Source organism: Chryseobacterium sp. GW821-FHT04C04 (genome assembly GCF_059420365.1).
The window spans coordinates 255061-280651 of sequence record NZ_JBWKTO010000001.1 but is presented as its reverse complement, the minus strand read 5'-3'; the positions used below and the strand labels follow the sequence as shown (position 1 = coordinate 280651).

At 34.0% G+C, this 25591-nt stretch carries 22 protein-coding genes; 15 read left to right on the top strand and 7 right to left on the bottom strand.

What is annotated here, in order from left to right:
• Window positions 1-6 precede the first annotated feature (6 nt).
• Together AC07UM_RS01320 and AC07UM_RS01315 are read right to left on the bottom strand one after the other, a co-directional pair.
• Window positions 7-795: a hypothetical protein gene (locus AC07UM_RS01320; RefSeq protein WP_494682832.1), complete on the bottom strand. Its 789-nt coding sequence runs from the start codon at window positions 793-795 to the stop codon at window positions 7-9.
• A gap of 485 nt (window positions 796-1280) precedes the next feature.
• On the bottom strand, window positions 1281-1934 hold the full coding sequence (locus AC07UM_RS01315) for a T9SS type A sorting domain-containing protein (RefSeq protein WP_494682833.1): 654 nt from the start codon (window positions 1932-1934) through the stop codon (window positions 1281-1283).
• 805 nt (window positions 1935-2739) lie between these two features.
• Here AC07UM_RS01315 and AC07UM_RS01310 point away from each other — a divergent pair.
• On the top strand, window positions 2740-4206 hold the full coding sequence (locus AC07UM_RS01310) for a helix-turn-helix transcriptional regulator (RefSeq protein ID WP_494682834.1): 1467 nt from the start codon (window positions 2740-2742) through the stop codon (window positions 4204-4206).
• A gap of 383 nt (window positions 4207-4589) precedes the next feature.
• On the opposite strand, the gene AC07UM_RS01305 is transcribed toward AC07UM_RS01310, so the two are convergent.
• Window positions 4590-4901: a helix-turn-helix domain-containing protein gene (locus AC07UM_RS01305; protein WP_494682835.1), complete on the bottom strand. Its 312-nt coding sequence runs from the start codon at window positions 4899-4901 to the stop codon at window positions 4590-4592.
• Window positions 4902-5185: 284 nt separating this feature from the next.
• Here AC07UM_RS01305 and AC07UM_RS01300 point away from each other — a divergent pair, with 284 nt between their 5' ends.
• Entirely contained in the window at window positions 5186-5638 is a 453-nt protein-coding gene (locus tag AC07UM_RS01300) for a hypothetical protein (RefSeq protein ID WP_494682836.1), read from the top strand.
• A 577-nt stretch (window positions 5639-6215) separates the two neighbouring features.
• On the opposite strand, the gene AC07UM_RS01295 is transcribed toward AC07UM_RS01300, so the two are convergent.
• Both AC07UM_RS01295 and AC07UM_RS01290 read right to left on the bottom strand, forming a co-directional pair.
• The gene (locus tag AC07UM_RS01295) at window positions 6216-7253 is read right to left on the bottom strand and encodes a phage tail-like protein (RefSeq protein ID WP_494682837.1); all 1038 of its coding nucleotides are present in this window, start codon (window positions 7251-7253) and stop codon (window positions 6216-6218) included.
• 32 nt (window positions 7254-7285) lie between these two features.
• On the bottom strand, window positions 7286-7597 hold the full coding sequence (locus tag AC07UM_RS01290) for a hypothetical protein (protein ID WP_494682838.1): 312 nt from the start codon (window positions 7595-7597) through the stop codon (window positions 7286-7288).
• A 1712-nt stretch (window positions 7598-9309) separates the two neighbouring features.
• Between AC07UM_RS01290 and AC07UM_RS01285 the strand changes: the two genes are divergently transcribed.
• The 3 genes from AC07UM_RS01285 (at window position 9310) to AC07UM_RS01275 (ending at window position 12596) form a co-directional block, all read left to right on the top strand.
• Window positions 9310-9558 carry a hypothetical protein gene (locus tag AC07UM_RS01285; protein WP_494682839.1) on the top strand — a complete coding sequence of 83 codons (249 nt, stop codon included), beginning with the start codon at window positions 9310-9312 and terminating at the stop codon, window positions 9556-9558.
• Window positions 9559-10845: 1287 nt separating this feature from the next.
• The gene (locus AC07UM_RS01280) at window positions 10846-11655 is read left to right on the top strand and encodes a helix-turn-helix domain-containing protein (RefSeq protein WP_494682840.1); all 810 of its coding nucleotides are present in this window, start codon (window positions 10846-10848) and stop codon (window positions 11653-11655) included.
• A 101-nt stretch (window positions 11656-11756) separates the two neighbouring features.
• Window positions 11757-12596 (top strand): helix-turn-helix domain-containing protein, encoded by an 840-nt coding sequence (locus AC07UM_RS01275; protein ID WP_494682841.1) that lies wholly within the window; start codon window positions 11757-11759, stop codon window positions 12594-12596.
• An 18-nt stretch (window positions 12597-12614) separates the two neighbouring features.
• Here the strand turns inward: AC07UM_RS01275 and AC07UM_RS01270 are convergent, their stop codons facing one another.
• Both AC07UM_RS01270 and AC07UM_RS01265 read right to left on the bottom strand, forming a co-directional pair.
• Window positions 12615-13403: a DUF3667 domain-containing protein gene (locus AC07UM_RS01270; protein WP_494682842.1), complete on the bottom strand. Its 789-nt coding sequence runs from the start codon at window positions 13401-13403 to the stop codon at window positions 12615-12617.
• Window positions 13404-13479: 76 nt separating this feature from the next.
• Complete coding sequence (locus AC07UM_RS01265; protein WP_494682843.1) at window positions 13480-14214, bottom strand: SDR family NAD(P)-dependent oxidoreductase; 735 nt, start codon at window positions 14212-14214, stop codon at window positions 13480-13482.
• Window positions 14215-14463: 249 nt separating this feature from the next.
• Between AC07UM_RS01265 and AC07UM_RS01260 the strand changes: the two genes are divergently transcribed.
• The 10 genes from AC07UM_RS01260 (at window position 14464) to AC07UM_RS01215 (ending at window position 25536) form a co-directional block, all read left to right on the top strand.
• Complete coding sequence (locus AC07UM_RS01260; RefSeq protein WP_494682844.1) at window positions 14464-15030, top strand: hypothetical protein; 567 nt, start codon at window positions 14464-14466, stop codon at window positions 15028-15030.
• Window positions 15031-15260: 230 nt separating this feature from the next.
• The gene (locus AC07UM_RS01255; protein WP_494682845.1) at window positions 15261-15914 is read left to right on the top strand and encodes a hypothetical protein; all 654 of its coding nucleotides are present in this window, start codon (window positions 15261-15263) and stop codon (window positions 15912-15914) included.
• A 107-nt stretch (window positions 15915-16021) separates the two neighbouring features.
• On the top strand, window positions 16022-18772 hold the full coding sequence (locus tag AC07UM_RS01250; protein WP_494682846.1) for an MSCRAMM family protein: 2751 nt from the start codon (window positions 16022-16024) through the stop codon (window positions 18770-18772).
• Window positions 18773-18783: 11 nt separating this feature from the next.
• Window positions 18784-20214 (top strand): hypothetical protein, encoded by a 1431-nt coding sequence (locus AC07UM_RS01245; protein WP_494682847.1) that lies wholly within the window; start codon window positions 18784-18786, stop codon window positions 20212-20214.
• Window positions 20215-20370: 156 nt separating this feature from the next.
• A complete protein-coding gene (locus AC07UM_RS01240) occupies window positions 20371-21171 on the top strand; it encodes an alpha/beta fold hydrolase (protein ID WP_494682848.1) in 801 nt (266 codons plus the stop codon).
• Window positions 21172-21237: 66 nt separating this feature from the next.
• Complete coding sequence (locus AC07UM_RS01235; RefSeq protein WP_494682849.1) at window positions 21238-21960, top strand: alpha/beta fold hydrolase; 723 nt, start codon at window positions 21238-21240, stop codon at window positions 21958-21960.
• A gap of 7 nt (window positions 21961-21967) precedes the next feature.
• Window positions 21968-22381, top strand: coding sequence for a nuclear transport factor 2 family protein (locus tag AC07UM_RS01230; protein ID WP_494682850.1), 414 nt, complete (start codon window positions 21968-21970; stop codon window positions 22379-22381).
• Window positions 22382-22632: 251 nt separating this feature from the next.
• On the top strand, window positions 22633-22878 hold the full coding sequence (locus AC07UM_RS01225; protein WP_494682851.1) for a GNAT family N-acetyltransferase: 246 nt from the start codon (window positions 22633-22635) through the stop codon (window positions 22876-22878).
• 83 nt (window positions 22879-22961) lie between these two features.
• On the top strand, window positions 22962-24158 hold the full coding sequence (locus tag AC07UM_RS01220; protein ID WP_494682852.1) for an MFS transporter: 1197 nt from the start codon (window positions 22962-22964) through the stop codon (window positions 24156-24158).
• Window positions 24159-24501: 343 nt separating this feature from the next.
• Window positions 24502-25536, top strand: a complete 1035-nt coding sequence (locus tag AC07UM_RS01215) for an alpha/beta fold hydrolase (RefSeq protein WP_494682853.1) — start codon at window positions 24502-24504, stop codon at window positions 25534-25536.
• The last annotated feature ends 55 nt before the right edge of the window (window positions 25537-25591 follow it).

Below are 25591 nucleotides of genomic sequence, written 5' to 3'. Positions count from 1 at the left end.
ATCAGTTTATATTTTTTGGACCGTTACATTGGTCACATTTCCACTTCCTGTAGGGCCTGTTTCTGTAGCTAAAACGGTTGCATTAGTAGAGGGAGCAGTTGTAAAACGGACCGTGTAATTAGCTGACGGAATAATTAATAAAGTAGTATAATTCATTAACTCTCCGATAGTTCCTGAGTTTTGAACAGGATTGTAATGACTTCCTCTTCCTAAATAATCAGCGTCCGGAACAGGTCTTATTCCAATCAACAGCTGGCTCCCGACCGCTACATCTGTAAAACTGGCCTGAAGGGTGACCAGATAATTTCCAGGCTGCTTAAACATTAAAAAACCTGTTTGACCATCATAGCTGTAAAAGGGTGACGTAGCTAACGGAGCTGCGAATTTTAAAGTAGTCACTGTTACAGCAACTAAAGCCTGACTTTGGGCAAGGCGGGCATGGAATAATGAATAATCTTTGAAATCGATAGTTTTTAAAACCCCTGCTGCATCAGCTACGACAACCCGGTCAGTACCACCAGCCCCATTATTTGTATTGATATCCCGAATCCGGATGTTTCCGCTTATGAGATCCAATTTATCTGAAGGATCTGTGGTTCCAATACCAACCTTACCTGTTTTGGTAACCACCACGTCATTAATACTCTGTACTGGAGAAGGAGCTACGGATGGAGGATTATCTTTGCCTCCGTCAATATGGAACATTGCCTGAGGATTGGTAGTATTGATACCTACCTGCGAAAAAGCAGGGGAGAATGCCAAAATAGCTACCAGGATTGTGAAATTTGTTTTCATTGTATTGATTTTAAATAGTATTTCATATAGTGCATAAGTTTTAAAAAAAAAAATTAGGCGTCTTAATGAACGGAAATATGTTCATAAATGAAAAGGCCTATCAGAGCGATGCTTTTACCTGTCATAAAGTATAATCTTAGTGGTGAATTAGAAAGCTTAAATAGTATATATGTACTTTTTATAAAAGTCCCAACCCATAATTGTTTATTGTGAGAAATGTATAATGTGCCGATTTGTATATTGTTCATGTGTGTTTTTTGTCATTTAGTTAAAATGGTAAGAATATTAACGGAGCTTGCTCTATATTTCAAAAAAGCAGGGCAAATAACAAGATTAAATTGTACACCATTTGTCTGCCCTGCTAACTAAAATATATTAAAAATTATTTTTTTTCTGTTCTCTCATTATTGTTTTAATCTGCCTGTTCAACATGATCAAGTTATAGCAGATAGAGAGATGACGAATACAATGCTACAATTCAGATGTTATTTCTTAATGATATTTACTACAGAATCTGTGCTGTAAGATTTTTTTATTCTAATGAAATATTTACCTTTCATGTAAGGAGTCATATCCAGGCTTTCTTTATCTTTTGAACCGTTAATTTTTTTTGTGAACAGTAATTTTCCACTTACATCGTAGAGTTCCAGCCCGTCCATATTTTCTGTTGATGAGATGTTCAGGATATCAGTACATGGATTAGGATAAGCTCTTGTTTTTTCCTTCTCCTGACCTGACGTCTCATTTACTCCTAAAAACCCTCCAAATACTAATTTAATCCTGCTGTTATAGAACTTAAACGTATTCATATTATCATGTACAAAGGTAAACTCAGTTTTGGAAGCAGAATTCAGGACAACCTCAAAAAATTGTCCTGATGGAATATTGGGGAGCATAACAGCTCCATAGCCAGTAGCAGCACCGTAATTATTTAGACTGGCATTTTGTTGATTAAGCGCATATGGCAAATTATTGGTAAAGCGAATTCTATCTCCTATCTCAACATTTTCCGTTTTTTCGTATAGATTACCATCTGAATTATTGTTGTTAATATTCAAGATGATTGTTTTGGCAAAGCTGTTCTGGCAAAAAATCATAGAACAGATAGCTAAGGCTTTTAAAAATAGTTTTGTTTTCATTTTTTATTAAATTAAATTGTTAGGTTGTTTATAAGATTGGTGAAATGATTAATGAATTACACTATGTGGTTGAAAAAACTTGAGACAAGCTGGGTTTTAGAAGAGCCAGCCTGCTCAAGTAAAAACACATGAAAAAAACGACAATCGTTGGTTTTTTGGTGATTTTTGAATGATTCGGCCTGCCATCTGAGTATATAAGGTTGAATATTCTTGTAGAGTGTACAGTTAGTCTTTATAAGAACTGAGAGTTTAACATGTTTGATTATCTGTAAAAACGATTTTGAATTTGAATCTGAAAATTTTTCGTACGGTATATTTGTATCATAATTTTCATACCTATCAGTTAATTGATATAGCAGATTTTTTTTATTCATACCTAGCTTTTTATAGGACCAAAGTTATGTATTTGTGGGAGTGGATAATAGCATGAATGGGCTCTGTATAGAAGATTTAGTATGTAATAAGTATCTGTTCTTATGAGGTAGACTGAATGTAGTATCAAAAGAAGGTGATGCACTGAAAGTTTTAAATAAAAGTAACCAGATTTACAAAAATTATTAAGAGATTTTAGAATAGCAAACGGATTATCTTATGGTGTTTATTTTACTTTAAACAGAATGGTTTTCTTTGTTTTTTTGAAATCTGATATTTTATAATGCCTATTATATTAACTATTGTTTTTGTCAGAGTCTCTTGAAAGTAAATATATTTGTATCATAAATTATTTATTTTTAATATTAAGTATGAATTACGTATGTGCTATGAGAGTATAGTATGTTAATTTTACATCAGATAATAACACAAAATGGCAAAAAAAATTATCTTTATTTTATTCTTGATCAGCATACTCCTGATTTCTTTTGTGCAAGCTCAAAATCCAAAGGCAGATGAGTTAAAAAAATCCATACGTAATATAGATCTTATCCCTTCCGGAGATTCTGAAATCATAAAAATTCAGAATGTAATTACCAACTGTCCGGAATGTATGGGGGTAGGATATCTTAAAATATCCGCAATCTATTTCAAAAATAATAATGTCCTTAAAGCATTGGAGTATGTAGATAAGATTAATAAACAGAAATTAATTACAGTAGATAATGATCTGGAAGATTTTTTCTTTTTAAAAATAATGCAGTCTAATATCTACAGAACCTCCGGAGAAAATATGAAAGCTCTTGAACAGCTTGAGGAATTCCCAGAGGATCAGGTAACAAAAAGTCCTTATTTTGGATATTTTATTTTCCTGCTGAAAGGCGGAATATATACGGCATTACAAAACAATGCGGAATCGTTAAAATATTTTAGAAAAGCCTATCGGCTGTCTAAATTATGCAGAAAACCTGAAAATATAAAAAAGTTAACTGTAAAAAAAGAAATACAAATTACGAACAGTTACAAATCTACGGCTTTTTTAGCTGCAACTTATCTGGAAGCTGGCAAGTTGGACTCTTCTAAAATTTATATTAAAGAGGCTTTGGGAGATCTAAGAGAATTAGATAATATTAAAAATGCTGATATAAAATATACTACCTATCTTGTAGCAGGATCTATATCTCGTGTTGAAAAGAAATATAAAATGGCAGCTGCAAACTATCTTTTAAGTAAGAAAATTGTAGAAAAATACTGGCCGAGGACAGACGCGAAGATGTCAGTGTATAATTATTTACTGGAGTTGTATAAAGAAGAAAAATTAAATGACAGTGTATCCTATTATTCCACAAAAATTCTTGATCTGCAAAGTAATAGCAAAGAACAAGCGGTTAATCTGAATAAATCCATTGATTTAAATGATGAAAGTCAAACAAAAGATTTGAAAAACAGCAACAGACAGTTGATTTATATCTTGATTATTATTGTTTTTCTCTGTGCGCTGTTCATCTATTATTCACTGGTTTTTTATAATAAATATAAAAAAAGAAGCACCAATATAATAGATATTCCTTTAGATGATCCTTTGAAACAGGCTCTTTATGATCAGGCATTTCAGGAGGTTGTATTGCTTGGCAAAGAAAACAAGCCGGAATTTTTGACACGGTTTAATGCTTTATTTCCTGATTTTTCAAATAAATTAAGAGCAGTAAATCAGAACGTTCAAAGTTCAGAGTTAAGGTTTTGTGCTTATCTGTACTTAAACTTTTCTACGAAAGATATTGCAGAATATACTTTTACCTCAATTAGGACGGTGCAGACTAAAAAATACAACCTGAGAAAAAAATTAAATATTCCCACGGATGTCGATATTTATGTGTGGTTCCATGATTTGTTGAAATAATTTATTGCGGGAACTTTCTAGAGCAATTGCGGCTCAAACAGTCAAATTTAAAGGAGATGGAGCAGAGGAGCGTTATTCGATAAACTCTTAGATAACGAAAAAATTACAGACTTAATTCCAGTTAATGATATTACTTTTTTATATCTTGTTACTTCAGAAAGAATGAATCTAAGAAACAATATTGCACATTGTTTTTATAAAACAGAAAATGATAGCTCTTCCACAATGCTATTGCTAATAGTTGCTATACTAAGTCCTGATTTTAGTAACATCCAGCTGAGCTCTATCCCCTGGAACTTCTTTGCTGTATCTTTTGTAATCAGATTTTTTACGCCTTTTGATTATGGGATTAACTTTGTGTTTAAAGAGCACTCTCCAAACAATCATTGCAGAAAGCATGATTCCTTTTCGAAGCAGATGAATTGAGATTCTTGCAACTCCCCATCTTTTTTTTCTCTTAGATCAAGTATAATAGATTCAGTTTCTTTTGTAACCTTAGTATTGGTGAGGGTTTTAAGACGTCTTGACTTATCTGACAGTCCTTGTTCTCCTTCTTCTTTATACCTTTTTATCCAACGATGAAGTGTTGATCTTGCAATTCCACAGCGTAAAGCAGTTTTCGTTACAGACCCCGATTCTAAATAGATTTTAAGCCAATCTTTGTGAGCCTTGACTTGCTGTTGCTGTTTATTCATGGATAAGAGTTCTAAACTTTACACCATAAATTTAAGTCATTTTTGTAGCGGATCTATTGATACTTTACACATAACCGCTGATAATGTGACCGAAAAAACTGAATTTGATAATATTTTTAAAAGCTTATTTAAATCTAAAAACTAATAATACACTTCATATAAAAATATTATCAAATTCAGTAAATATAAAGGACTAGAAAAATCTAATCCTTTTTTATTATTTTCGAAAAAATTTATCAATAAAAATATCACTATAAATATTTATAAATACATTAAGCCACATTATGGAAACAGCTATCTCAATGATCTCGGATATTAAAAATTGGATTAACTGGATAATAGGAGCGCTTGTATGTTCAGTTATTCCGCCAATATGGAAATTAGTTAAATTTCCTGCTATTATAGCAAATCCTTTAGCTGTTGAAAAGCTTAAAAATAAAAGTATAGTGAAAGTTATAGGCTTTATTTTTTCATATTTAATACCCCTTTCAATAATACTGTATGTATTTATTGACAACAGTCTTGAAATAAATTTTAGAAATATATTATTTTTCATTTTACTATGTTTTACATTGTTACTTAATATTATATTTGATGTTATCATGCCTCAGATCATTAAATTATTTATGTTAATGATTCAAAAATCTAAAAGTGACTCTGAAAAATTAAAGAGGATAGATGAATGTTTTTCAAAAGTTTATGAACATATCGAAAGCATAAAAAATAAACAAGTTTAACTTATTAATTTACCTTTGTGTAGAGTTGTATATACTTACCTAAATAAATTTATACTGGAAGGAGGGGAATACAATATCAAATGCTGGCTGTAAAGTCTGAAGTAATCATATTCTAGCAATTTACTCCACCAAGCAAAAAATGTGTATTGATTTCTTTATTTTCATACATTTCAAAAACTTCCAGATCGTTTTTATTGAGAAAATATAAGTCCGATTTGTACTGATATCCAAATCGTTAACGCACAATTGGATCAACTTTTCTATATGTATATCTTTAAAATCCATTTATTATCATCTTCTTGAGATAAACAAACTCTCTCGGATCGTCTGATAAAATTAAAAGAGAAGAGAGAGTTTGTAAAAGGAAATATTAAAAAACAATATTTATATACATCGAATTAAAATTTCCTTTGATAGAATTAATGTGTTTATAAGAATCGTTTTTTCAAAATAATTTCTATTTGATATTTTTAGAATGTACAGCATGTAATTGGTACAATGAATATTTGCATAATCTGTATCATTAAAGCTATTATTACATGATAAAGATTTATTAAATTAAATATTCTGATTAAGTTTATAATCCTGATGGCACTGCCGCACTGCCTGTATTTATTCCTCCAATATTTGCCGTCACATTTGAAAGTATTTTAACTTGTGAATTATTAAGAATAAGACAGTAAATCATCCATGTTCCATTATTAACAGGGGCTCCTCCATTATAGTCTGCAGTCAATCTCCAACTTCCCCCAGTACCTATAAATGCGTTAACATTTACAGGGTTGTAGGTATTACTAAAAGCGCTGTATAAATATTGTTCACTGAAGCTGCTTCCTACAACCACTAGTGTGTAATCAGTTGAAGAAATATTTGTATTAAAGTCGCTTATCCAATCTTTATCAACATTACTTATTACATATTTTACATAATTTATAGGTTTCGTGTTTGTGGCTGTGCCAGCTACCATCACCTCTCCAGTATTGTCATCCCTTACTAATGTTGATACGGTAGTAGCAGATGTTGGGCTAACTGTTCCAATTCTTAATTTACCATTTACGTCCAGCTTTTGTGCAGGGGAATTTGTTCCCACACCAATCCTGTCGTTTGTGGCATCGACACTGAAAGTATTATTGTCAAAATTAATGGCATCAGTTCCTGTAGCTGTTACAGCAAGTTTATTAGTCGTCGTAGCTCCTGAAATCGTAGTAGCTTCGGTAAGAGTACCACCCAATTTTATGTTGTTGCTCGACATTGTAAGTCCGTTATTCGCACTGTAAACAGATGCCGTGCTGGAGTTAATAACTTTCTGCCAAATAGTTCCATCAAAATAATAATAACCTGCAGCAGTGATGTTGACGGTTTTAGCGGTTGATGAAGATACTGCAGCTGTTGCATAAACTAAAGTTCCTGTCTGGTTTGATCCGTACTGTGTATCAGCAGCCTTAATCTGGTCTCCTGTAAGTCTTGGAGCAATTACCCCTTCAGGTTTACTACCGTCTGTGGTTTTGGCAGTGATATCCAAAGTAGCCTTTGGACTGATATTATTAATCCCTACTTGTGAAAATGCAAGTCCTGCGAAAAACAAACCTACAATTAAAATAATTTTCTTTTTCATTTTTTAAGTTTGATGCCATAGGCATTCTATATTTAGATATTGTTTATATGTGTTTTTTGTACAACCTCAAAAAATTGTCCTGATGGAATATTGGGGAGCATAACAGCTCCATAGCCAGTAGCAGCACCGTAATTATTTAGACTGGCATTTTGTTGATTAAGCGCATATGGCAAATTATTAGTAAAGTGAATGATATCTCCTATCTCAACATTCTCCGTTTTTTCGTATAGATTACCATCTGAATTATTGTTGTCAATATTCAAGATGATTGTTTTGGCAAAGCTGTTCTGGAAAAAATCATAGAACAGAAAGCTAAGGCTTTTTAAAAATAGTTTTGTTTTCATTTTTATTAAATTAAATTGTTAGGTTGTTTATAAGATTGGTAAAATGATTAATGTATTACACTATATGGTTGAAGAAACTTGAGACAAGCTGGGTTTTAGAAGAGCCAGCCTGCTCAAGTAAAAACACAGATAAAAAACGACAATCGTTGATTTTTTGGTGATTTTTGAATGATTCGGTCTCCCCCTGAGTATATAAGGTTGAATATTCTTGTAGAGTGTACAGTTAGTCTTTATAAGAACTGAGAGTTTAACATGTTTGATTATCTGTAAAAACGATTTTGAATTTGAATCTGAAAATTTTTCGTACAGTATATTTGTATCATAATTTTCATACCTATCAGTTAATTGATATAGCAGATTTTTTTTATTCATACCTAGCTTTTTATAGGACCAAAGTTATGTATTTGTGGGAGTGGATAATAGCATGAATGGGCTCTGTATAGAAGATTTAGTATGTAATAAGTATCTGTTCTTATGAGGTAGACTGAATGTAGTATCAAAAGAAGTTAATACACTGAAAGTTTTAAATAAAGGTAACCAGATTTACAAAAGGTACTCAGAAATTTTAGAATAGCAAACGGGTTATCTTATGGTGTTTATTTTACTTCAAAATAGAAAGGCTGCCTTTGTTTTTTTGAAATCTGATATTTTATAATACTTAATATTAACTATTGTTTTTGCCAAAGTGTTTTAAAAGTAAACATATTTGCAAAAAATTTTGAAAAATGTAGTGATTGTGCTTTTGTTATTATTACACAATGAACTGATAGAGCAATTAAAAATAATTATTCAAAATTAATTAGAGACGATATTATCTCCTAAAAAATACATTAAGATACAATTTACAAATCTAGAATCTTATTATACTTATCTGGAAGAAGATGAAGATTTTTCCATTCATGATTTTAATATAACTAAATATCTAAAAATTCTTGGTGACAGCTTTTCTGAAATGGAGCTTAAAAAACCATGTTCTTACGAATAGTTCTTTTGCGACTTTTCAATTGAAAAAGGAGAGCATATACCGCATCATCAAATGGGAGATTATAAATATCCAACCTTGGAATTATTTGATGATAATTTCGTTTACCTTAAGAAAATATCCGAACAAACTACTAATCCAAAATACAAATCTAGATATAATCATATACTTTGGTTTAGTCCGCAAAAACACTACATGACTCTTCTCGAAAACTCCAATTTTGATGCTAATGATAATCTACTTAATCATTCTTTTAGAACATATTTTCAAAATATTTTTCTTTTGAGCCAGAGTATAAGCTATAAAAAGGCTGAAACGGTTGATTATTTTATCAAGAAATACTGGAAAAACTTAATCAATAGTGGAAAATAACCTCTGAAAATATTACAAGGATTTTTTACCTAAACCCAATTCAAAAGAAGAGGAGTCTAAATCAGTATTGCTTGATTTGGTAACAACAATAATAACATTTGACATCAATAGAAATGTAAATAAAAATAAATCAGGAATGATCAACCCGATTCGATTCAAAAAGCTGCTTTTTAGAGCCATAGTCTGCATTTTCCTGATAGAAATAGTTTCCAGAATTAGCATTCCAACGGGCAATTGGTTTATACGATTTTGCATTTAGGAAGCTGATAAGTCTTTTGCCATTTTTGGTTTTTTTGTATGAACAACTCAAATAAATTTCCAAATGAGCCGTATATAAAATTTTCAGTGTTAAACATCAATGCATATTCCGAAATGTGGAAAAAATTTAACTGCCAGCGGTTCAAAGGGAAGTCAGAAAGTATATTATTACTATCATTGTAAATCATCTTGTGGATTTAGGCAAAGTGCTGAACTTACCAATAATCTTTTTGTTGAGGAATTAAAGAAATATGAATTTCTTCCTTCAGTTCAAAAAATCTTACAAAATATCCTACTAACAGCCTATAAAAGTATAATAACAAAGCTAACGATAGAAGAAAAAGAATAATTTCTGAAATAGAGAATTATAATGTTAAGATAGCTCTTGCAAAAGAAAAATTATTAGCGGAAAAGATTGAAGAAGATGATTATTATATGATTATTAAAGCATAGCCTAAACAAAAAATTGAAGTCCTTGAAAATGAACTTCAAGCTTATTTAATTGTGATTCGTAAACCTGAAAAAGTTGATGATCACTTGAACAAGGCTCTATCAGTTATATGTAACTTATCACTATTATACCAATCAAGTAGCGTAGAAGCAAAAAGAAAAATAATTAGTTCAATATATCCAGAACATCTTGAATTTACAGGAATTGAATATCGAACTACCAGAGTAAATCTGTCTTAAGTAGTATATCTATTGTAACCAATGGGTTAAATGGTGTAAATAATAAGAAAAATGATAAGAAAATAGCTTATCCCTGTCTGGTAGCCCCAACGGATGATTTCTCAAATTTTTTTAAAAGAAGATTTATTGCGAATAGAAAGCATATATGAAGGTTTTGATTCAGGAGATAGGCCGTTTTGATTGCAAAATTTATATAAATATTGGCTTTTATAAAATAGGGCGATAGGTAAAATTCCCGTTTAATCTTATAAAACGCACTAATAGATTTGGTGCGTTTTTCATTGTTATAATAAAATATGGTGTTGAAATATTTAAATTTATCAATTGTACAGATCAATTAAAATTCAGATTCTATTACAAAAATATTACATAGTATGATACAAACGAGCTGTTACATTTAAGTATATCTTAACCTTATATTTTTCACATGATCATATAAGGAGAAAATTTTTCTTCCTTTTCTGGATTATAATTAGACATTACTGTCTGAAAAAGCTAATGCATATTGTTAATCGTCAGCATAGAATGTACTGATTTAGACTATAAGTTAGGGATAGTTTCATAATATTAAATTTAAAAATGGAGTTAGTATACTTAAAATGTAGAAATAAGAGGAGTCTGTAAATTTTGTCTCAAAAATTGTTGTAATTTCAGTTGACTGCTATTATGGAAATTGAAAAGTTCATATTGATGTATCGAAAATTAAAACATATCCCCATCCTCATTCTTAATAAAGGTTGTAAGAAGGAAGGAAAGCGAATTTTTCGGAAAAGCTCTTATTTACTTATCTGAAAAAAATCATAGAATATCCTTTAGAAATCAATTATTAGAGGATATTCTATGATTTTTTTGGGGTCTAGAAATAAATAATAAAATTAATTTGAGCTTTATAGAAAACCTAAAATTCCGGTAATACCAAGATATTAGCGCCATAAACACAAAGCATATGGAAACAGCACTTTATCCTTTTTTTTACCTCACAGCCAGGGCAGCTGAGCCAGCTGAAGAATACATAGCAGATTATCAGTTGGTATTTATTATAGATGGAAAGACTACGTTAAATGTGGCAGGAGGGAGATACGATTTTAAACAAGGTGATGTATATCTTCTGAAAAACAAGCAGTATATATCATATGTAACCGATACTTCAACAAGAAAAGGTAGATTTGAGGCCATTAAACTATCATTAACTCAAGATCTGCTCAAAGAATTCTTTCTGCATTATAAATTGGAAATACCCGCTCAACAAATTCATCAGAAAAGCTATTATATTCAAAAATCCCCTTTATTTAAAAATTATATAAATTCAGTATTATGTTATTTTGCACCGGGCATCTCTGTACAAAAAGATATTCTGAGAATGAAGGCTATTGAAGCCTTGTTGCTTTTGATACAAACAGACCATGAAATGACATCGCTGTTGTTCAATTTTTCAGAATTGAATAAGCAGGAATTAAAAGCGTTTATGGATAAATACTACCATTGTAACGAAACATTGGAAAAATTTGCATTCTTAACAGGTAGAAGCCTAGCTACCTTCAACAAAGATTTTCGAGTTGTTTATCAAGAACCTCCGGGTAAATGGCTTCAAAAAAAGAGATTAGATGTAGCCTATCAACAAATTATTGAGGGAGAAAAACAGGCTTCTGATATATACGCTGGTCTTGGTTTTGAAAGTCTTTCCCATTTTTCTACTGCATTCAAAAGAGAGTTTGGTTGCAGTCCGACACATATATTTTCTCTAAAACAAAAGTGATATGTATTGTGAAACATAGTATTCACTATTTTAATTGAGAGAGGATTAATATATCTAAATTGAAATTTATCATTAAATTTAATACATAATTATATACCAATATGGAAGATATTCTTAGACCATTCAGACATTTTAGTAACGGAAACAGAAATTATATTATACTTTTTGATGATAGAATGTTTATCAAAGAACCCTGGTTTTGTCCTGCCCATGGGATGGTTTTTGTAACCTCGGGTGCGATGGAAGCTGTAACAGGAGAGGGAAAAAAGACCATCGTAAAGGCTGGTGATGTAATATTTTATAGAAAATACCAGGTGCTAAGATTTCTAAGAATAATGGATGATGATCCATATAGTGAAATCGTTATCACTTTTACTGAACCATTCCTACGTGATTTTTTTCGTGATAAAGAAATTGGAGATAACCATGACAACTATGAAAATGTAGTTGTTTTATCCGACAATCCACTTTATAAATCAATTAGGGAATCGTTAGTCGGCTACTTTGAGAATGAGACTTTCCTCGGTCCTGATTTGTTGGAAACTAAAACCAGAGAGGCATTATTAATTCTGCTTCAGGAAAGGCCGGAACTGATCAGGGCTTTGGCTGATTTTCCACAACCGGGTAAAATAAATCTTGAAGAGTTTATGAACAAAAACTTTGTTTTTAATGAATCCATTGATCATTTTGCCGAATTGACTGGCCGAAGCCTCGCTGCATTTAAAAGAGATTTTCAGAAAGTGTTTAATAGTAGCCCACAAAAATGGATGCAAAAAAAGAGATTAGAAAAAGCCCATCTTTTGATTAAGGAAATGGGGCAAAAGCCTGTTGATTTTTATCTGGATATTGGTTTTGAAAACTTATCTCATTTTTCTACTGCATTTAAAAAGGAATTTGGTTATAATTCGTCCCTACTTCAAACAGTAGGAAAAAATAGCTGATACACGACCAATTATTAGCTAGCTCTGATAAAATATCCAATATATGCTTGTAATGATGAAAATTACGACAGCCAATGTTCCACAGAAAATTAATATAGACCTGGCTATGGCTTGTTTAAGAGAACTGTCAAATATAAATTTTATCCCATAAATAAAATAGATGAAGCTGTATACGGAAGCAATGATGTTCAGAACCTGGTCGGTAATCGCGATTGTATCCTTATTCATCAAATAATGTAAGCTATATACTACGAGATATAGTAATGTATCCGTAAGAATATTGATTGACCCCCAGTTGATGGCAAAAATAATACTCTTTTCAAAGATAATAAGTGTACGACCATACAAAAGGAAAATGAAAAGACTTGTAATAGGTAGAGTCAGAAGATATGCCAGTTTTATCTGATGTTGTATAAACTGGTCTAATTGTAATGGAATTATTTCACCTTTATTTCCCTGGAAGGAAATAAAGGTGTTTTTATACCCTAAATGTTCTATATAGCCGTTTCTGACAGGCTGATAAAGATTGAGATAAACAATAATGCCAATAGTTAACAATGAATAGAACATCGTCATTGGATGTTTATATGGTATTTGTTTACCTGTGAGAAACTCCATAGTCAGGAAACCGGGTCTGAATAAATTCTTGACTGTACGGTAGAACTTTTTTTCTGTCAGATAGGCATTTGAAAGGAAAACCTTAATAAAATCCCAGTATTTTATAGGGTTTGGAATATCTTCCTGACCACAATATGCACAAAATTTACCGGTTAGTTTATGATCACAGTTTTTACATATTTTATCCATACATAAACCTAAGTTAAAAAGCATGTAAAATTGAATGGACAGAAAAAAAGTTGCTATCGTCTAAATCTTCAATAAATTACCAGGCAAGCTCTCTTTTATCCTGAAAAAACTTTCCTGTTGGTCCCTCATCAGGTAAAGTCGCAGCCCAGATTATTCCCGGTACGCTTTCCTCTACTGGCCTTGCACCCATTTCTGCCATACCTGGTTGGGTTGCTGTAAAACCAGGGCATATGGAATTGACCAGTATATGGTCTTTTTTTAGTTCCTTAGCCATTTTTATGGTTAAGCCATTTAATGCAAGTTTAGTAATGGAATAGTTAAATACGGGCCCCTGATTAAACTCCAGCATTCCAACAGCTGGTTCCGTAATGGATCCCATTGAACTCGATATGTTAACTATCCTGCCATGCTCACTCTTTCTGATTAGGGGGAGAAATTGCTGGCTCACTCTCCAGGCACCAGTTACATTAATATCAAACTCCGCTGTTACATCGTCCAAATTTTTATCGTTGATTGAGGGATCATTGAAAAGTGCCAGTGCTGCATTATTGATTAGTACATCAAGATGGCTAAAGGTATTGCTAAATTCATTAAATGCTTTAGTGATGCTGTCGCTATCTGTTACATCCAGTATTAATACAGCAGTTTCAATACCTTCATCCTTTAGCTCCAGTTCTAATATTTTTACTTTATTTAAATCACGGGCAGTGATTACGACAGTGTAACCTAGCTGTCCAAGTTTTTTTGCAGTTTCAAATCCTATTCCTTCTCTTCGGCTTACACCGGTAATCAATGCTATTTTTTGCTTCATACAATTATATTTTTTACAAAATAAATTTATCAATAGTTAATAAGTCTGCTTTAAAGATAAATACAGTATAAAAATAAACGAACTAGAATAATTTTGGTTTAGTGTATAGCTCAGATTAACTTTCATTAAAATAGCAATTACCGGGTTTTAAATGAAATTATAGATAAATTGTTTTTGAGCTTTTTGGAAAAACTAAGTGCCCGTTTTTTACTGAATTTTGATTTAGGTTAAATCTTAAAAATAATTTGTATGAAACGGACAATTTTCATGACTTTAATAACAGCAACTATTTTTATAGGTACTGTTGTTAATGCACAAACAAATCCGGCAGCAAAATCCTCTGCTTCCGGAAGTACCATATTAAAGGTGACCTTGACGGATGTGTTGAGTATAATGGTTAACCAATCGGTTGTATCACTTAATTTTTTGACACCCGCTGACTACCAGAATGGCGTTTCGACTACTATGAATAACCATCTTACTGTCACCAGTAATCAAGCTTATGATCTAAATGTAAAGTCTGATTTGTCATCTCTGAAAGGGGAAAAAGCAGGAAATTCGGCCAGTTTGGATGCTAAAATTATCACAATTGAATTGGACAATGCAAGTGGTCAGGGATTGGGGGGGACACCTTCAGCTGTTACTGCTCTTTCTACTACAAATCAGTTTCTTCTGAAAAATGCGATTCCGGCAACCAATAAGAGTATTAATATCAAATACTCGATACCAGGTTCTATTTCTTCTACAGATGCTGTTTTAGGAAAACCTGCAGATACTTACAGTACCCTGGTCACTTATACTATCTCCCAGATCTAAATTTTATTGCTTATCCAACCTTAAAATCATTTCTCATGGATACCTTATCAAATTGCGATCGTTATGTTTACACTAAAGCAAAAGTTTTACTTATTGGTATAGCTTTACTTTTCTCATTCTCTTCCCAGGCGCAGGAGCTTGGAGTAACGCCATCCCGCATATTTTTTACCGGTACAGCAGGGCAAACAGTAATACAGCAGGTAGAACTATCTAACCATGGTACAGCAGCTATGGCGTTTACTACTTCTCTGAAAGACTGGGAGAGAGATAGTCTGGGAAATAAAATATATCGGGAAGCAGGAACCTTGGCTAAATCTAATGCAGCCTGGATAGAAGTCGTACCCAACTCTTTAGAACTAGAGCCGGGAACAAGTAAGAAGCTAACCGTATCAATGCATATCCCTTCCGATATCGCTAAATTAAATCATGTCAGTAATTCAATGCTGCTACTTGGCCAGGTTACGAAGCAGGTGCCAAATACTACTGATGGTTCTGGAAGGCTTAGGGGGGTTGGCATTAATGTGAAGCTGGAGGTTGGGATTCATGTCTATTATACCCCGCCAGGTGCTGCCAATAAAAATATAGACCTTATTGCATTTAATGATCAGAAAATGCCGGATGCTTCTCATCGCTTAGGTCTTAAATTACAAAGTAAGGGTGATATGGTAACAGACGGAGCAATTCGTTTTGAGGTTACAAACAAAGTAACAGGTGAAGAAATGTCTTTTCCTCCAAGAGCTTTTTCAATGATGCCCGGAACCGAGCAGATGGTATATCTCTATTTGCCAGCCACTTTAAAAGGACGCTTTTTAGTTGTTGCTATACAGGATAGTGGTTCGGACACTAACCTTAAGGTAGCTGAAAAAGAAGTCTTATACAATTAAAATCCGGGATAGATAAATTTCTGCATATGAATGGCAGTATAGTTGCCAGACAGTACAGAAAGCAGGCTTATTGACTTCCAGCAATGGATTCTTACCCATACGTAAATATGAGACTGATTCTTTTAACCATATTACAGCTGTTAACTGTCTCTTTAGTATATAGCCAGGAATTATCTGGTCCCCATTGTCATTTTCTTACTGATACACTTACTATCAATTACGGTCAGACCTTTTCTAATAAGCTTGCCATGGTCAACGATAGTAAAGAAGAGTATTTACTTGTAAAAGAACCTTCCAATATGGCAGTTGGGTTGATTGTATTACCTGATACCATTAAAATTGAGCCTGGAGCAAAAAAAGTATTTCCCTTAAAGTACATGGCCTCCTCAAAACTTATTCATCATCCAATCCAGGCCTTTACAATAAGATACAAAGTGGTCCAAGGCCGAGGGGGGGTACTCGATGCTACTTTTTATACCCGCTTACAAGAACCTGAGCGGGTCTCTCTGACTCCTCTGGAACCGGTTGTATATCAGGATCCACAAACCAGTCTTACTCCAATAAGGGTACACTGTGTAAATACGGGGTATACTGAAATTTCCCTCAAAATACTTACGCAGATCTATCCTGAGGGATTAGAATTTACAGAGCGTTCTCAACTGCTTGAGCTGAAACCTGGTGCAAGTCAGATTATACTACTCAATGCACGTAATATGATGCAGGTGAAAGATTTTAAGGCACCAGATTTCACGATTAATGTAATTGCAGAAAATATCACGGGGACGATTCTGGCTACTACAACCTTACGTGTTGTTAGTCTGAAAAGTTATAAAAGATTACAGATTGGTAATAATCTATATAATGATCAGCTGAATAATACCGCTGAAATTAACTATATATATCAGAATCAGGGAGATTCCTACTTACGGGGCAGGGCAAATGGCCGGTTTTTCCCTTCAGGGAATAGTAAGTTGGAGTATAACTTAAATGGAAACTACTATAACCAGTCCGGAGGATTTGATGTATATGATACCTGGGCTCGTTTTAGCAATCGAAAATTTAGTTTTAAAATAGGAAATATTTATGAAAACACTGAATTTCCACTATATGGGAGAGGATTGGAAGCATCTGCCTTTATTGATAAAGAGAACAGTGTAAGTCTATTCTATATTAATAATTCCTATCTTTTATTTTCCACTCTGGATCAGGCTGAAAATAAAAATGCTAATGTAGTGGCCGGTATTTATAATTTCCGAAGGTCGGATCAATTAAATGGAAAGATGACGCTTGTGCACGGCTATGATCCTTTATTCAAAACATCTACTAATTTGGCAGCCGGAGAATTGCAAATTTCTTTAACCGGGAAACAAAGCCTTAATATTCAGGCTGGTTATAGTGTTGAAAATAGCAGTGAAACAGGTAAATCTATGCCGGGTTATGGTGGAGGTATAATATATACCAATCATGAGGGTAACTGGAGAATTAACCTGAATAACTATGTGAGTAGTTCTTACTATAGCGGCTTGCGAAGAGGGGTCTTACAATTAAATAATCAGGTATCTTATCAGGCTACAAAAGCGACGAGCTTTTCTGTACACTACAATCAGCAGCATAATACCCCTAAATTTCTTGCGTCAGCATTGGAAGATCAGTATGTTTCAAATGATATGCAGCAATATGAAATCGGAGTAAATACCCGTATTCGGGATTTGACTTTATCATTACGACCTTATTATTTACATCAGTATCAGGGGCAATATTTTATTGGCGGGCAGGAACTGCGCTCTTCATCTTTGCGTATGATGCTTGAATTGTGGTATACATTACATGGAAAAACATTATCGCTTTCTGTAGACTATGGCTTTACGAAGAGTAATAACCTCCTGGCCTATGGAGGTCATTACAATACAATACGAATCAATGCCAACTTCAGGGCTAATCATTGGGGGCTGAATGCACATATTCAAAAGGGACCTTATTATCTTCAGGAAGAGCCTGTGGAATCCGAGCAGTCAGATTTTAAAGTGTATTCCTTTGGACCTAGCGCTGGATTCGATATGTTCCGCCAGAAATTAAACATCAGTATTAGCAATTATCTTAACTATAATGGCTACATCGGACACTGGAATAATTTACTCAATGCCCAGTTAAAATATAAGGCGGGAAATACCTGGCAAATATCTGCTCAGATTTTTTACAATGTATTTACTCAAAAAGACTCTTTCAGTAATTTTCAGGGTCAAATTGGCATACAGAAACATTTTATTGATGCCAATGCTCCGGGATTGAAAAGACTGGAACTTACTTTTTTTGGCGATCATAATGCCAATGGCGTAAAGGATGCGAATGAAAATACTATTCCTGATGTTATAGTTGATGTATCCGGAGAAATTACGAAAAGCAACAAACATGGTAAAGTCAATTATACGAATCTCACCAAAGGGGAAAAGGTAATAACTATTCAAGATGGAAAGGGTTGGCACTTGCTACAGCCACAGCATTTTTTTTTAAATAACCATACGAAGATGATTATCGCACTTGTTAAAAGTGGCCAACTGAGAGGAAGGCTGGTTCCGGTGGAGCAGAAATACCTCACTGAGAAGCCGGTGCTTGAAGGAATCAGAATCAATGCCATTGATCAGGATCAAAAGTTGATCAGTACACTCACTGATGAGGAGGGGCGTTTTCATTTTTCACTTCCTCTAAAAAAATATACAATTTATATTGAAACAGCTGGTCATACCTTTTTGGTGGATCCTGTAAGGCAGGATGTTACGATAAGCGAAGGCAAGGTGGAAGAATTGATATTCCATTTTGAGAATAAAGAACGGAAAGTAGAAATAAAAAAATTCAAATAATCTCGTGTCTTATGAAGAAAAAAAATAGAAATATAGTGTGCGGGCTGATCATAGGATTACTCTTGGGCTTTTTAGTCCCTACGTTAAGTGCACAATCTTCTCTGACTATGGAAATTGATGAAAAGAATATTGGTTCAGATATTATTAAGTCTTATGTTGCTTTTAATATCGGAGTTGACTGCTGGCGTACTCAGGAATGTTTTGTTCAGGCGATGGGAGGAGGAAATTTTAGAGATACAGAGAATACCGGGATCTCCGGCCCGGCTGTTTCTATAATTAAGTTAAAAATAAAAACACTTGATGGTAAAAGTTATAGCTCTGACTATACTCCTGAGGTTATTTTATCTTCCCGAAATGAACAGCCTCTAGCGGTGCGAAGAATTTTTTTTCCTGCTGGTGCCGGAGAAATCCAAGCTCGCATACCTGCTGCAGAACTTGCCGGGTATAAATGGGAAGCTGGAAATTACGAAACTGATTTATCATATAAGGCTAATGCCATGAATTCCAGAAATTGTATTTTTAACCAAAGTGCGATTAGTAAGCTTAGACTGATAGTAAGGCCATATTTGTCGATTGACCCGGTTAGTAATGTTATTATTCGACTAGATCGGTTGGATGATTTTCGTTCAGATGCCAGTGCTATTCAGGTATTCAACTGCAGACATTCAGTACCCGTTAATATACAAGCAAAGGCTGCCCAAAGCCCATTTATCTATGCTCATATTCCTGCTAATATTCTCTTGTCACCAAGAGTGGAGTCAGAAGTGATTCAGATTCAAGGAGAAGATGGGGGTAAGGTGACAGACCTTTCGTTCAGTACAAAACAAGATATTTTCAGTAAGGGTATACCTGTGGGACCTGGTAATAAAACAACTAAAAATATTCGATTCTTCATAAAATCTGAAGTTATCAGACGAAAATTTGCAGCAGCAGGAAATTATCGGCTGAGGGTTCTTTATGATACTTATGATGCCCGCGGAAGTGGCGTCCGAAAAGTGGCCGGCGTTACATCTTCTTTTAACCTAGAGGTTGCTGTAGCAGATCTGGGGGAGTTGAAGATAAACGACGCAACAGTAAACCTGCAACTGAATTCGCCAGCTGATTACAGAAATGGTACCGCTATAGATTTACCCAATCACCTGCGGCTGAGTAAAACCACTCCCTATGATGTATATGTAAGATCAGTAACATCCAGTTTAAGTAATGGGGATCAGCAGATACCTGTAAGTGCTATACAAATAGGGCCGTCTGCCGGAGAAAGCGGTGTTTCAATGATAACACTTTCAGCAAGTCCACAGAAAATCATTTCTGGCAATATACCGGTAATCGACAGAAACATCGGTATTCAATACAGCATTTCTCCGGCAAGCGCTCAACAATTATCAGGAAAACAGCGAGGCTCATACACCACTACCATAATCTATAATTTTACTGCACTTTGAGGATAAGGCATGTTTATGCAATAGCCATCTAATATTTAGGTAGAATAAAATATGAGCCTTTAAGAAAAGCAATGAGTGCATTTCTCAAACGACATTTGTAACGGAATAAAGAACCATACTGAGCTCAGAAATTATTAATTACCAAAATCAAATACAATGCACAATTTTAAAATTCTCATTACAGCCCTTTGCCTTTTAATAGTCTCTATACTATTTGCACAATCATCAAAAACTAAAAGTACTATTGTCTTAGTTCATGGAGCATATGGAGCGGCCAGTAATTTTGACAACGTAGTTCCTGGTTTACAGAATCTTGGCTATAAAGTAATCACTCTGGATCTGCCTGGTCATGGAGATGATAAGACTGATCTGGCCAACATATCCTTAGAAGGATATAGAAATAAAGTGATTCAATCTATCGGACAAGAAAAAAACATCATCTTGGTAGGACATAGTCTTGGTGGTGCTGTTATCTCTGTTGTAGCAGAAAAAATTCCTGCTCAGATCAGTAAATTAATCTATCTGACGGCTTTTCTTCCACAAAATGGAGAAACAATATTGGGCCTTACTAAATTAGATAAACAAAGTATCTTTGGCAAGAATCTGGTATTCTCTGAGGATCACGAGTCCGCAACACTTAATCCTGACGGCATGGTCAATCTTCTTTGTCAGGACTGTCCGAAAATGGAAAAACAAAAATTGTTAGCAGGAAACATTCCAGAATCACTGAAACCATTTGCTACACCAATTGTCCTTACTGATGCTAATTTTGGAAAAATACCTAAATATTACATTTACGCACAAAAAGATAATGCCATTGGACCCGATTTGCAAATGCTAATGTCTGGCAGGACTGCTATCGTAAAATCTTACACGATTAATTCTGGGCACTTTCCACAATTCTCTCAACCAACTGAAGTAGTAAAATACATTTCTAAGATTGCTGCAGGAAAATAAAAATTCAAAAATAACAACAGGCCCGAAGTATTGAGGGCTTTTACAGACACAAAATAAAAAATCTATATGTCAACAATTGTATTGGTTCATGGAGCCTTTGAGAATGCAGATACTTACCGTCATATTATACCTGGACTGAAGCAGAAAGGCTATAAGGTTATTAATGTGAATCTACCTGGACATGGTGAAGATAAAACAGAACTGAAAGATATCAACTTGGGTAGTTATCTGGATAAAGTATTAATTGAAATAGGGGCAGAAAAGAATATCATTCTTGTAGGGCACAGTTTAGGCGGAATAATCATATCGGCTGTTGCTGAAAAGATTGCAGCCCAAATTGATAAACTAATCTATATAGCGGCTTTTATTCCCCAAAATGGTGAATCATTATTAACCATATCTAAAAGGGATACTCAGAGCATTTTTGCTGCGAGCCTTGTTTTCTCGGAAGATCATAGCACAGCAACTATTAAGCCGGAAAGACTCTCTGATCTTTTTTGTGCGGATTGTAATGAGGAAGAGGCGGAAGCCCTGCATTTAAGTAATCAACCGGAACCTATTCATCCATTGGGAGAGGCGGTAACAGTCACAGCCCAAAATTTTGGACGGATACCAAAATACTATGTTTATGCAATTCAGGATCGGGCTATTGGAATAGATCTGCAAAAAGCAATGGTAGCCGATACACCTGTAGTCAAATCGTTTTCTTTGAATACGGGGCATAACCCACATTTGTCACAACCTCTGGCAATTGTCAAAATTATTGAAGAAGTAGCTACAACCAAATAAAACAGATATGTCAGAATCCTTAAATATGGCGGCTATCCGCCGCGTGTATAATGATCCCGGTAATCCATTGGTTTTTCAGGAAATACTGTCCGAAACTGCTACCTGGACTTTGGTAGAAGGTTTTCCATATAGTGGAACCTATACTGGAGTGAATAGTATTCTTGAAGATTTTTTTGGAAGACTGCTTACTAATGTACTTGAGAGTATTATTCCATATGCAGAATTTTTTTATGAAACCCATGAACACATTATTGTGCTTGGTATTTATAAAGGAAAAACCAAGATAAAGAATATTCCTTTTACAGCTCGTTTCACGCATACTTATAAGGTAAAAGAAGGTAAAGTAATTAGTTTTCATCAATGTGCCGATACGATACAGATTGCGCGTGCACTGGACAGTTTCAATATACCTGTAAAATAAAAAAAAGGTCAGCTGGTTTTATATACCCCTTAAATCCTAAAGCTATATATCAGATGATGAAAAATATAAAAAATAGCGCTTTAGTATAAATGATATGATCTATCGCGATGCATTTGCTTCAGATTTTGAGGATGTAGAGAACTTTGTTTTTAGTTCTAGTTATCCTGCGTTTGACCATCCGGAGTTTTCTCATCAACAGAGATTAGAAAATGAATGGAATTTCTGGTTAATGAGCAAAAAAAATTGTTGTAGTGATTATTGATCAGGGTAGGATAGCTGGCCTTTTAATCTTAGATAAAACTTCAGAAGATTGTCTTGATATTGATTGGCTGATAGTTACTGTAGCGTATTATGGAAAAGGAGTTGGTGATGAGTTAATTACACATGCTTTGTATTGGATGGGAGATCAAGCGGATGTTAAACTGAGGGTGATTTATTATAATGAGCGAGCCTTAGGTTTTATGAAAAATTTGGTTTTAAAGGCACAGGGAAAATAGTAGGTAATCATAAAATTCCAAGAAAACTATTAATTAAGCCAGGACCCCAGATCTGACATTTTAATATTTAATTATTCCATCCCATGATTAAACTTTATAAAAATGCCTACAGTGGGCTGTCAAAATATAATTGGTATCTAAGCGCAGTCATGTTAATCAACAGGGCTGGAATGATGGTGATCCCCTTCATGTCAATCTATTTTGTTACAGAACTACATTTTACAATAATACAGACTGGATATATTTTGGCTGTTTTTGGTTTAGGTTCCATATTAGGAAGTTATATAGGTGGAAGAATTACAGATAGATTTGGTTTCTATGATTTACAGATATTCTCTCTATTGGTAGGAGGGGTATTATTTCTTGTGATGAGTATACTCCAGACTTTTCTTACCATTGCTATAGGTATATTTGTACTAAGTATATGTACGGAATCCTTCAGACCTGCTAATGCTACAGCAATTGCATTTTTTAGTACTGAGCTAAATAAACCCCGTTCCTATTCGTTGAACAGATTTGCAACTAATCTGGGCTGGTCTGTAGGTGGAAGCATTGGCGGTTTAATGGCAGCTTATAATTATCATATCCTTTTTTATATAGATGGGGTAACCAGTGTGTTTGCGGCGTTACTTTTTTTTAAACTCATACCCCGAAAATCAAAAGTATCCCAGATTACTCGAGTCAGTGAAAATCTGCATCCTGCTAAATCACCATATACTGATCTGCTATATTTGTCTTTTGTCTTTTTTACACTGTTGTATATGATCTGTTTTGTGTATTTTTTCACAATACAGCCTGTATTTTATAAAATGCAATGGCATTTTGCCGAAAACATAATTGGAATTCTGATGGCTCTGAATGGCATCTTGATTATATTTTTTGAGATGATACTGGTCAATTACCTTGAAAGAAAGCAAGCACCGCTCACTTATATAGGTATAGGGATTTTTCTGACCATATTGGCCTTTCTTTGTATGAATCTTTTACCACAAGAAATATGGGTAGCGCTTACAGTAACAGGGTTAATGACTTTTGGGGAGATGTTCTGTTTCCCATTTATTAGCACGTTCTGGATTCAACGCTCAGTCAGCTCAAACCGTGGTGCATATTCCGGTATCTATGTGATGAGTTACTCCGCTGCTTTAATTCTTGCTCCACTCATTGGAACAGAGCTGGTGGAAAGAGGAGGTTTTGACTTATCCTGGTGGATACTGTCTGCTTTCTGCGCCATCTCTTTGCTGGGAATTTTTCTAATCAGATTTATCAATAAGCTAGATTGAATAATTGAAAGAAAAATATAAACAATATAAGAAACCTGCATGATTTTCTCAATCACTTAAATAAAAATGAGCTTTTCAATAAAGCTTCGTGCAGGAATTCCGAGCGATATTTACATGGGCCTTCAAGATAGTTGGTTAGTTAATATTTTGGTTTGTGAATGTAGTGTAAGTATTGATGAATGTAGTTCTATTTCTATTTCACAATACTACACTGCTTTTATCCATAGGCCCCTGTTATATCGTGATAAAAACTCCTAAGCATAAAGACCAATCATATCATTACTTCTTATCAAGCTAAATTTTAGGCAGATAAACTGTCTAATAATTAAAAAAAATAGTTTTTATGAAAACAAAATCAAAAATCAAGATTATTAATTTGATGGCTTCCAAAACAGTGTTAATTATTATTTTATTTTTTATGATAATACACATTAGAGCACAAGCAGAGAGTCAGAAAACAAAAAAAATAATAGTAAGCAGCTCTCTTGGAACTTTAAAGCAAATTAATGCCGGATTATTAAATGTAGGTTATACAGAAGCAGGGCCTTCAAAAGGAACACCTGTAATTTTGCTTCACGGCTGGCCTTATGATATTCATAGTTATAATGAAGTTGTTCCGATTTTAGTTTCAAAAGGCTATCGAGTAATTACACCATATTTAAGAGGATCAGGTACAACACGCTTTATTTCAAAAGATACCTTTAGAAACGGACAGCAAGCAGCATTAGCAAGTGATGTTATTGCTTTGATGGATGTGCTTAAGATAGATAAGGCAATTATTGGTGGTTTTGACTGGGGAGCAAGGGCAGCTGTGGATATGGCTGCGCTTTGGCCGGAACGTTTGCGGGGACTTGTATCTGTAAGTGGCTACTTGGTGATAAATCTTGAAGCAAACCTAAAACCATTGCCTCCAACAGAAGAATTAGAATGGTGGTATCAATATTACTTTGCTAGTGAAAGAGGCAAATTAGGGTATGCTCAAAATACATATGAATTTAATAAACTGATCTGGAAAAGAGCTTCTCCGTTATGGAACTTCGATAAAGCAACTTATGATCAGTCCGCACAATCTTTTAATAATCCGGATCATGTGGCAATTGTTATTCATAACTACAGATGGAGACAATCTGTTGAACCGGGAGAGGCTAAATATGATAGCTTAGAAAAGAAACTGGCAGCAAGGCCGGAAATTAAAGTTCCCACTATTACCATAGCCAGCGATTTTGATGGAGATTCTGCAGATGGAAAAGCATATGCTAACAAATTCACTGGTAAATATGAACATCGAATTTTAAAGGGTATCGGACATAATGTACCACAGGAAGATCCAAAAGCATTTGCTCAGGCTATTATTGATGTAGACGGATTCAAAAAATAAAATATACCTAAAACCAAGAAACAAAGGAAAAATAGACGTCTATTTTTACAGTATG

What these genes read in the sequence shown, in the direction of transcription:
- AC07UM_RS01320 (WP_494682832.1), bottom strand. Translation starts at nt 795, where the DNA reads ATGAAAACAAATTTCACAATCCTGGTAGCTATTTTGGCATTCTCCCCT.
- AC07UM_RS01315 (WP_494682833.1), bottom strand. Translation starts at nt 1,934, where the DNA reads ATGAAAACAAAACTATTTTTAAAAGCCTTAGCTATCTGTTCTATGATT.
- AC07UM_RS01310 (WP_494682834.1), top strand. Translation starts at nt 2,740, where the DNA reads ATGGCAAAAAAAATTATCTTTATTTTATTCTTGATCAGCATACTCCTG.
- AC07UM_RS01305 (WP_494682835.1), bottom strand. Translation starts at nt 4,901, where the DNA reads ATGAATAAACAGCAACAGCAAGTCAAGGCTCACAAAGATTGGCTTAAA.
- AC07UM_RS01300 (WP_494682836.1), top strand. Translation starts at nt 5,186, where the DNA reads ATGGAAACAGCTATCTCAATGATCTCGGATATTAAAAATTGGATTAAC.
- AC07UM_RS01295 (WP_494682837.1), bottom strand. Translation starts at nt 7,253, where the DNA reads ATGAAAAAGAAAATTATTTTAATTGTAGGTTTGTTTTTCGCAGGACTT.
- AC07UM_RS01290 (WP_494682838.1), bottom strand. Translation starts at nt 7,597, where the DNA reads ATGAAAACAAAACTATTTTTAAAAAGCCTTAGCTTTCTGTTCTATGAT.
- AC07UM_RS01285 (WP_494682839.1), top strand. Translation starts at nt 9,310, where the DNA reads ATGCATATTCCGAAATGTGGAAAAAATTTAACTGCCAGCGGTTCAAAG.
- AC07UM_RS01280 (WP_494682840.1), top strand. Translation starts at nt 10,846, where the DNA reads ATGGAAACAGCACTTTATCCTTTTTTTTACCTCACAGCCAGGGCAGCT.
- AC07UM_RS01275 (WP_494682841.1), top strand. Translation starts at nt 11,757, where the DNA reads ATGGAAGATATTCTTAGACCATTCAGACATTTTAGTAACGGAAACAGA.
- AC07UM_RS01270 (WP_494682842.1), bottom strand. Translation starts at nt 13,403, where the DNA reads ATGGATAAAATATGTAAAAACTGTGATCATAAACTAACCGGTAAATTT.
- AC07UM_RS01265 (WP_494682843.1), bottom strand. Translation starts at nt 14,214, where the DNA reads ATGAAGCAAAAAATAGCATTGATTACCGGTGTAAGCCGAAGAGAAGGA.
- AC07UM_RS01260 (WP_494682844.1), top strand. Translation starts at nt 14,464, where the DNA reads ATGAAACGGACAATTTTCATGACTTTAATAACAGCAACTATTTTTATA.
- AC07UM_RS01255 (WP_494682845.1), top strand. Translation starts at nt 15,261, where the DNA reads ATGGCGTTTACTACTTCTCTGAAAGACTGGGAGAGAGATAGTCTGGGA.
- AC07UM_RS01250 (WP_494682846.1), top strand. Translation starts at nt 16,022, where the DNA reads ATGAGACTGATTCTTTTAACCATATTACAGCTGTTAACTGTCTCTTTA.
- AC07UM_RS01245 (WP_494682847.1), top strand. Translation starts at nt 18,784, where the DNA reads ATGAAGAAAAAAAATAGAAATATAGTGTGCGGGCTGATCATAGGATTA.
- AC07UM_RS01240 (WP_494682848.1), top strand. Translation starts at nt 20,371, where the DNA reads ATGCACAATTTTAAAATTCTCATTACAGCCCTTTGCCTTTTAATAGTC.
- AC07UM_RS01235 (WP_494682849.1), top strand. Translation starts at nt 21,238, where the DNA reads ATGTCAACAATTGTATTGGTTCATGGAGCCTTTGAGAATGCAGATACT.
- AC07UM_RS01230 (WP_494682850.1), top strand. Translation starts at nt 21,968, where the DNA reads ATGTCAGAATCCTTAAATATGGCGGCTATCCGCCGCGTGTATAATGAT.
- AC07UM_RS01220 (WP_494682852.1), top strand. Translation starts at nt 22,962, where the DNA reads ATGATTAAACTTTATAAAAATGCCTACAGTGGGCTGTCAAAATATAAT.
- AC07UM_RS01215 (WP_494682853.1), top strand. Translation starts at nt 24,502, where the DNA reads ATGAAAACAAAATCAAAAATCAAGATTATTAATTTGATGGCTTCCAAA.